Below are 7,116 nucleotides of genomic sequence, written 5' to 3' on the forward strand. Positions count from 1 at the left end.
GTTAACTCAGGATGCCGCTCCATGGTAGTTATTGATGCAATCGATAAACTAATCGAATCATTTTTTGCCAAATATCACGCTACTTGAATGAATTTTTATTGATATTTAAGTCAACAAACCTCATTATTCACCAGTCGGTATAAGCCGTCATATCAGAAGGTAAAACAAACTGTATGGAATGGATCGCAGATCCTTCGATTTGGGCGGGTTTAGCTACCCTAATCGTTCTTGAAATCGTTCTTGGTATTGATAACCTCGTTTTTATCGCCATTCTGGCCGATAAACTCCCAGCTAAACTGCGTGATAGAGCTCGTATCACAGGGTTAACGTGTGCCCTGGTAATGCGTATCATTCTGTTATTCAGCCTTTCATGGTTGATCACGCTGACCCAACCTATTCTAACTCTATTTGAGCATCCATTTAGTGCCAGAGACCTGATAATGCTTATCGGGGGGATATTCCTCTTGTTTAAAGCCACCATGGAGCTAAACGAGCGGTTAGAAGGAAAGGACGAACATACCAATAACCAACGTAAAACCTCCAATTTCTGGGCGGTTGTCGCGCAAATTATCGTATTGGATGCGGTGTTCTCATTGGACTCCGTGATCACTGCGGTCGGTATGGTTGACCATATCGGCGTTATGGTTGCAGCGGTGACTATCGCCATGATGTTAATGATCTGGGCAAGTAAACCACTGACCAGCTTCGTTAATGCGCACCCAACCATCGTCATTTTGTGCTTAAGCTTCTTACTGATGATTGGTTTCAGCCTTGTGGCTGAAGGTTTTGGTTACGCCATTCCAAAAGGTTATCTGTATGCAGCGATTGGTTTCTCTATCATGATAGAGATGCTCAACCAGTTTGCGCAGTTTAACCGCCGTAAATTCTTAAAAGGTAGCCGTCCTCTGCGTGAACGTACCGCAGAAGCTGTCTTACGTATTTTAAGTGGTAAAACTGAACGTGGTGAATTAGACGCAAGAACCTCTGATTTAATCTCCGATAATCAATCTGTGTTTGACCCACAAGAGCGCTTAATGATTGCTCGTGTATTGGGTATGGCGCAACGTAACGTCGAAAGTATTATGACGTCCCGCCACGACGTCGATTATTTGGATATTAACAAATCGTCTGCAGAACTGATTGAACTGATGGAAAAAAATCCACACTCACGTTTTGTTGTTGTCGATGAAAGTATCGGCGATGACCCGATTGGCGTGGTTTATGTGCTGGATTTAGTCAAACAGCAACTTAGTGGTGAACAACTGAATTTACGTGCGCTGGTTACTCAGCCGCTTATTTTCCCTGAAGGTTTATCACTGTTAAAAGCGTTAGAACAGTTCCGTAAAGCACATACCCACTTTGCATTTGTGGTCGATGAGTTCGGCTCAGTCGAAGGTATCGTGACATTAACCGACGTGATGGAAACTATCGCAGGTAATTTACCCGTTGGCGATGAAGAAAATGACTCCCGCCATGACATTCAAAAATTGGACGATGGTACATGGATTGCCAATGGCTTTATGCCACTGGAAGATTTAATTATGTATATCCCAATGGAGCTGGATGATAAGCGCGAGTATGAAACCATCGCGGGTCTTTTAATGGAGCATTTACAACGCGTTCCAGAAGTGGGCGAGCAAGTCGAAATCAATGGCTGTATTTTCCAGCCCCTTGAGGTGAATAGCCATCGCGTGAATAAAGTTTTGATTACACCACCAGCACCAGTAGGTGATGGCTACGATTATGTGGATGACTAATCTTAGTTAATGCAATGTGTGATTAAGACAAGTCACGATTAATACAATCTAAATACCGGCTTTTATCTTAATATTGAGCCGGTATTTTTTTGTCGAGGAAATGACTGCCGTATAACCATTACTAAAAAGTAGTAGCGTTTTTTTAAAGAATTAATTATTTGCGTATTGAATAATTCAAATCGTTTAATAATCAATCTTTAATGAGACTCTACCTATGACTACAATTAATAATACCCAACCAGTCCAACTTCGCCGTATGAGTGTGACTGATCAGCAAGGCAAGACAACTGAATTTTCACGCTCAGCTAAAAGTGTAAATAATGATTCTACTTCTATGCCTAAACCTATTTTGAAAACGGCGAACTCTATCAGTGATGCATCTTCCCCTAAAAAAGCTAAACATGTGAGAATAATCACCACGGATCAAAAAACCGTTCATCTGAAAGATATAAAACAGCTTCATAATGAAGTGAACTCTCTCATTTCATCAATAAGAGCGATTTTCATTGTTGGAGAAACTATTTCTACACAACATGTAATTACAAGTGACTCTACTATTTTCAGTGATGTGAATAGTCAAATAAATAAGTTAGGTGAAAAAATAACAGAACTTAAGAATAAGCTGGATAGTTCAAGTTATAAACACCATAAATCTAAAAAAATAGATCTGGAATCATTAGATAAAGCATTTAAATCAAAAAATGGTTCAATTAATTACCTAAAAAATGAAATGGCGAAACTCCAAGATTCTAAACCTAGTTCTAAAGAGCTGTTAGTGGAAGAACAACAGGATAAAAAAACAGAGCAGCAAAGAGGTTATTATGATCTCTCTGAAAAAAATGCTGCAAAGGAGAGAAGAAAACAGGACTACGCAGAAAACGGTTATGGATAACTAAGACTGTATAATAACTAAATAAAAACCGTCTTCGTTTTATAACAAAAGACGGTCTTATAATATGTTAAAGCGCGTTTAATAAATCATTTAGCCCTTTATTTTCTTCTTTTTTCAAGAAGCTACCAATAGCTTCTTTCGCTTGAGTTCGTAGCTCATTACGCAGTAATTTTTCCACATCTAATTGGTACTGTAAGTTATTCCAACCGCCGTAAATACGTAGTGGAATATTCATACTACGCAACTGCTGAACCAAACGAGAGTCCCCTGCCCATCCGCCAAGAATATTTACGCCTAAATTAACATCGATGGTTTCTTTTGGAATATTCACGCGCCCTTGCCCTGTAATATTCAGCAGTGAAGACGTTGCTTTAAGGGAGGAAATATTCATATTGCCTTTATTGAGATATCCCGACACAGTGAATAAATCCACTTCTGTGAAGCTGTTGGTATCTGTTGGCATATTGATTTTATTAGTGAAACGGGACACCGATTGTTGGATCAATTGCGGAATGTTTAAATCCGCCAATTTAGCACTGCGCAGTTCAAAATTAACCGGTCCTTGCCACTGATTTTTAACCGCATAATCATCGTAGCCAGTACCTGATAACGAAGCATTTAATGAAATAATTCCGCTCAGTTTTTCAGGCATACTAAATGCCTTTAATACCGGAGTAAGATTAATATTATTAAATACAGGTTTTGCTGAAACCTGAGCAGGGATAGCGTTGTAGTTAATGGTCACAGGTAGTGAAAATTGTCCACCAAACGCATTACCCTCTAACTGAGAAATCGTTAAACGTGGTGTTTGGTTATCGCCCTTAATTTTTACCCCGGTCATCGACATGCCGCGATAAATCAATGTGTCCATCGAGACATCAAATTGAGCAGTAAATCCTTTCAATCCCGTTAAATCATACTTCTGCATGTTGGAACCCGAAATAACGGGCTTCACGCCAACACGCTCATTATTACTGACGGTATTTTCAGAAGCTGCATTGGCTGTATTCGATTTACCCGCAGCTGGTGCCTGCCCAATTAACGTATCGAGATTCAAAGTAGGCGAGGATAGATTCACCGTTACATCAGGAATATCGGTTAAATTGACATTGATTGTCCCTACTAATTGGCTGTCATTTGCCTGAATGGCAAGATTCTCAAGACTAATCGCCCCTGAATTGGCTTTTGTATACAGAAAATCTGAGGTGAATTTTCCGCTAATACCATTTTCTGGTAAATCAACACCACTAAGTTGATAATCAAACTGCGTGATTTTTCCACTTACCTGCTGAGATAATTTAGATAAATCGATATCTGATTTAATATCAAAATTAAATTCTTGTTGGTTCTTATTTAAATTACCGCTGAATTTCATCGCAACTTGTTTATCATCACTTTTTTTCAGTGACAGATTAATATTGCGTAGGTTGTATTCATCTTTTGATGTTTGCCAGATAACTAAGCTGTTGGTGATATCAATTTTACTGATATCGAGTAACCATTTGCTTTTATCTGTTGTATCGGAAGGTGCTTGGCTACCGCCAGGGGCAACAGGAGTGTTAACCGTCGTAATCGGTTCACTCTCAGGTGTTTTGCGAATTACCGCCCCATCAATGACAATTTGCTCAACAGACAGTCGATGGGAAATTAGTGGCCATAAATCCACACCTAAACGCATATTTTCAGCACTTAAAATAGGCTGGCTGGCGTTAGGTGCTGTGACTGAGACTGGACCAGTAATGATGCTCAGTGTTGGCCATACATGCCAACGCATATCACCTTTGAAATCAAGTTGGTAACCACTTTTTTTCTCAACTTGTTGAACGAGGTAGCCTCTAAAATCATTCGGGTTCACTAACATCACTAAAGCTGTTAGCCCCGCCACTACCACTACAAGTAAAATAATCAGCGTCGTTAAAAACCGTTTCATGCATCCCTCTCTTTTACTTTATTTGTCACACCTTTCGCCAGTCACTCCTTGACGCTAGCGATTGCTGACCTCTTCAAACTCCATAGAAGAGGTCGCTCGCTATCTTGCTGTATTAGTCTTGGCTAATACGGCTACCAACGGCACCTTGTTGGTTTTTATATTTTGCATCTTGTCGGCTGTTATAAGGTCTATCTGCACTGCCTGATAGCGGTTCAAAGCTTAGTGCACCAATTACCATGCCTGGACGTAATGCTAAAGGTAACTTACCTGAGTTATAAAACTCTAACACAATTTGGCCGCGCCAGCCTGGATCAATCCGGTGGGCTGTGACGTGAACCATTAGTCCAAGTCTTGCTAGTGAAGAACGTCCATCTAACCAACCGACTAAATTATCGGGTAGCGTGACGGATTCTAGCGTAACTGCCAGTGCCAATTCACCAGGGTGAAGGAAGAAAGGTTCGTCATCTTTAAGAACAATTTCATCGCTCATCACACGGTCTAGCGCCGCATTGACTTCATCTTTTGGTCCACTGAGATCAATAAATGCCGCAGTATGTCCACGAAAAACACGAAATTGGTTTCCAAGACGAACATCCGCGGTCGCTCCGTTGATCCGTTCAATCGGTGGACGCGGGCTAATAACAAGTCGACCTTCATCCATCCACTGAATTATATCGCGGTCACAAAGACGCATGATCACTTTCCCCCTTCATTATTTATATATTTATGGCAGCTTATCGCTGGTGATATTTGACGCTATCAGTCCTGACAAAATTCACCAATTTTCGCTTTCAAAATATCAATCGCCACACGGTTTTTACCGCCACGAGGTACGATAATATCGGCATATTGTTTCGATGGTTCAATAAATTGTAAGAACATTGGGCGAACCGTTTTATTATACTGTTCAATCACGGAGTCTAATGTTCTTCCTCTTTCATTAACATCACGTTTAATACGGCGCATTAAGCAGATATCCAGCGGCGTATCCACAAAAATAGAGAAATCCATCTCTTCACGTAAACGCTTGTCTGTTAATAATAGGATACCTTCAATAATAATGACCTTTTTTGGTTTAAAACTGACGGTTTGCTGTTTGCGAGTATGAGCGACATAGTCATACTGAGGAATTTCGACGGCTTGACCACTTTTCAGTGCTTTGAGGTGTTCATAAAGCAAACTGTGATCCATTGAATTTGGATGGTCATAATTCACTTTTAGTCGTTCTTCCATAGGAATATCTGTCTGATCTTTATAGTAACAGTCTTCTGGAATAACACCGATATTATGATCACCAACCTTTTCTCTTAATTCCCGATATAAGGTGCTTGCAATTAGGCTTTTGCCAGATGCAGAAGCGCCCGATATACCTACAATGGTACAGTGATGCGATATGTCAGTCATAAAATGGTAACCTGGTTAAAAATTTTAGAAATGAAGTGCATAACATCATAGTGTTATGGTTGGCGGGAATTATAGGGTGTAATGGTGCGCTGTACCAGTCTATCTCGTCAAAGACTGATAAAAAAACGCACCCAATTTTTATTCTTCAAAGCGTAAGCTTCGCGCTAAGCTTAAAATTCTTTACGCCCTTCTAAGGCCGCAATTCGGTTCTCTATAGAAGGATGGGTTGAAAACACAGAATCCCCCTTATTAAAGATATATGCCGCCTGTCTGTATGCCTGTCCTGTGCTTTCATCATCATAATCATGCTTTTGATGATCCCCTGAAATTTTCTTCAAAGCACTTATCATCGCTTGATTATCAGAGGTTAGATCCACCGCTGCCGCATCCGCCATATACTCACGGGTACGCGATAAATAAAAATAAAGTACTTTGGTAATAATTGGCAACACGATATTCATCAATAATAAAATAGTTTGTGCTTTATTCGCTGAATTATTACGGCTACGCCCTGCTGAGCGAATAAACACTTGAGCAAAAACGTTCGTTACCGTCAAAATAACATTCGCTAAAATACCCACATACAACGTTAATTTAGAATCACCATGGATAATATGCCCCACTTCATGGGCCATTACCGCCTGAACTTCTTGGCGATTTAGCGTTTGTAATAAACCACGCGTGACGCCAACTAAAGCATTACGAGAATTCCAGCCAGCCGCAAATGCATTTGGTTCGTCAGTATCCAAAATATACAGACGCGGTACATAACGTAATGTCGCACTTAAGCTCAATTCTTCTAAAATATTAAATAGCTGTCTTTCTTCAGGAGTTGAAGCGCCTTCTTGGGTGATTTCCTTCGCATTTATTCCGGCAAGCATCAATTTATGCCCGAAGAAATGAATATAAAGTAGACCTAAAAATGTCAGCCCAAGAATAATAAAAGTTGCCACAGGCAGTTGTTGTAATGTCGCAAATGCTATCAGGTTCGAGGTAAAATCCATTCTCTCATCTGGATGGGTTGCAGTATCCGCCAGCAAACCAATCACTAACATCAGCACAATATAACTCAGTACAACTAACCGAGTACGGATATTGTTTTTACGTATAACGTTTCTAAAATCCATAATAAA

General features: G+C 40.1%; 6 protein-coding genes. 2 read left to right on the forward strand and 4 right to left on the reverse strand.

Translation table 11 applies throughout. The features are described 5' to 3' along the window. The first annotated feature begins 173 nt into the window (after nt 1-173). Together GKR71_RS01350 and GKR71_RS01355 are read left to right on the forward strand one after the other, a co-directional pair. Nucleotides 174-1,757 carry a TerC family protein gene (locus GKR71_RS01350; RefSeq protein ID WP_036949673.1) on the forward strand — a complete coding sequence of 528 codons (1,584 nt, stop codon included), beginning with the start codon at nt 174-176 and terminating at the stop codon, nt 1,755-1,757. Nucleotides 1,758-1,971: 214 nt separating this feature from the next. Beyond that, nucleotides 1,972-2,649 (forward strand): hypothetical protein, encoded by a 678-nt coding sequence (locus GKR71_RS01355; RefSeq protein ID WP_154609424.1) that lies wholly within the window; start codon nt 1,972-1,974, stop codon nt 2,647-2,649. Nucleotides 2,650-2,716: 67 nt separating this feature from the next. On the opposite strand, the gene asmA is transcribed toward GKR71_RS01355, so the two are convergent. The 4 genes from asmA to htpX all read right to left on the reverse strand — a co-directional run bounded on the left by asmA (nt 2,717) and on the right by htpX (nt 7,110). Continuing rightward, a complete protein-coding gene (gene asmA / locus GKR71_RS01360) occupies nt 2,717-4,579 on the reverse strand; it encodes an outer membrane assembly protein AsmA (protein ID WP_154633849.1) in 1,863 nt (620 codons plus the stop codon). 112 nt (nt 4,580-4,691) lie between these two features. Beyond that, nucleotides 4,692-5,273: a dCTP deaminase gene (dcd, locus tag GKR71_RS01365; protein WP_036949679.1), complete on the reverse strand. Its 582-nt coding sequence runs from the start codon at nt 5,271-5,273 to the stop codon at nt 4,692-4,694. A gap of 65 nt (nt 5,274-5,338) precedes the next feature. Then, entirely contained in the window at nt 5,339-5,983 is a 645-nt protein-coding gene (gene udk, locus GKR71_RS01370) for a uridine kinase (RefSeq protein WP_036949681.1), read from the reverse strand. A 170-nt stretch (nt 5,984-6,153) separates the two neighbouring features. Beyond that, nucleotides 6,154-7,110, reverse strand: coding sequence for a zinc metalloprotease HtpX (gene htpX / locus GKR71_RS01375; protein WP_036949682.1), 957 nt, complete (start codon nt 7,108-7,110; stop codon nt 6,154-6,156). Nucleotides 7,111-7,116: the final 6 nt, after the last annotated feature.

This window comes from Providencia sp. wls1922 (genome assembly GCF_009706505.1).
GTDB lineage: Bacteria > Pseudomonadota > Gammaproteobacteria > Enterobacterales > Enterobacteriaceae > Providencia > Providencia lanzhouensis.

Excerpts from the sequence above, each read along its gene's own strand:
- htpX (WP_036949682.1), bottom strand. The coding sequence starts at position 7,110 with ATGGATTTTAGAAACGTTATACGTAAAAACAATATCCGTACTCGGTTA.
- dcd (WP_036949679.1), bottom strand. The coding sequence starts at position 5,273 with ATGCGTCTTTGTGACCGCGATATAATTCAGTGGATGGATGAAGGTCGA.
- asmA (WP_154633849.1), bottom strand. The coding sequence starts at position 4,579 with ATGAAACGGTTTTTAACGACGCTGATTATTTTACTTGTAGTGGTAGTG.
- GKR71_RS01350 (WP_036949673.1), top strand. The coding sequence starts at position 174 with ATGGAATGGATCGCAGATCCTTCGATTTGGGCGGGTTTAGCTACCCTA.
- udk (WP_036949681.1), bottom strand. The coding sequence starts at position 5,983 with ATGACTGACATATCGCATCACTGTACCATTGTAGGTATATCGGGCGCT.
- GKR71_RS01355 (WP_154609424.1), top strand. The coding sequence starts at position 1,972 with ATGACTACAATTAATAATACCCAACCAGTCCAACTTCGCCGTATGAGT.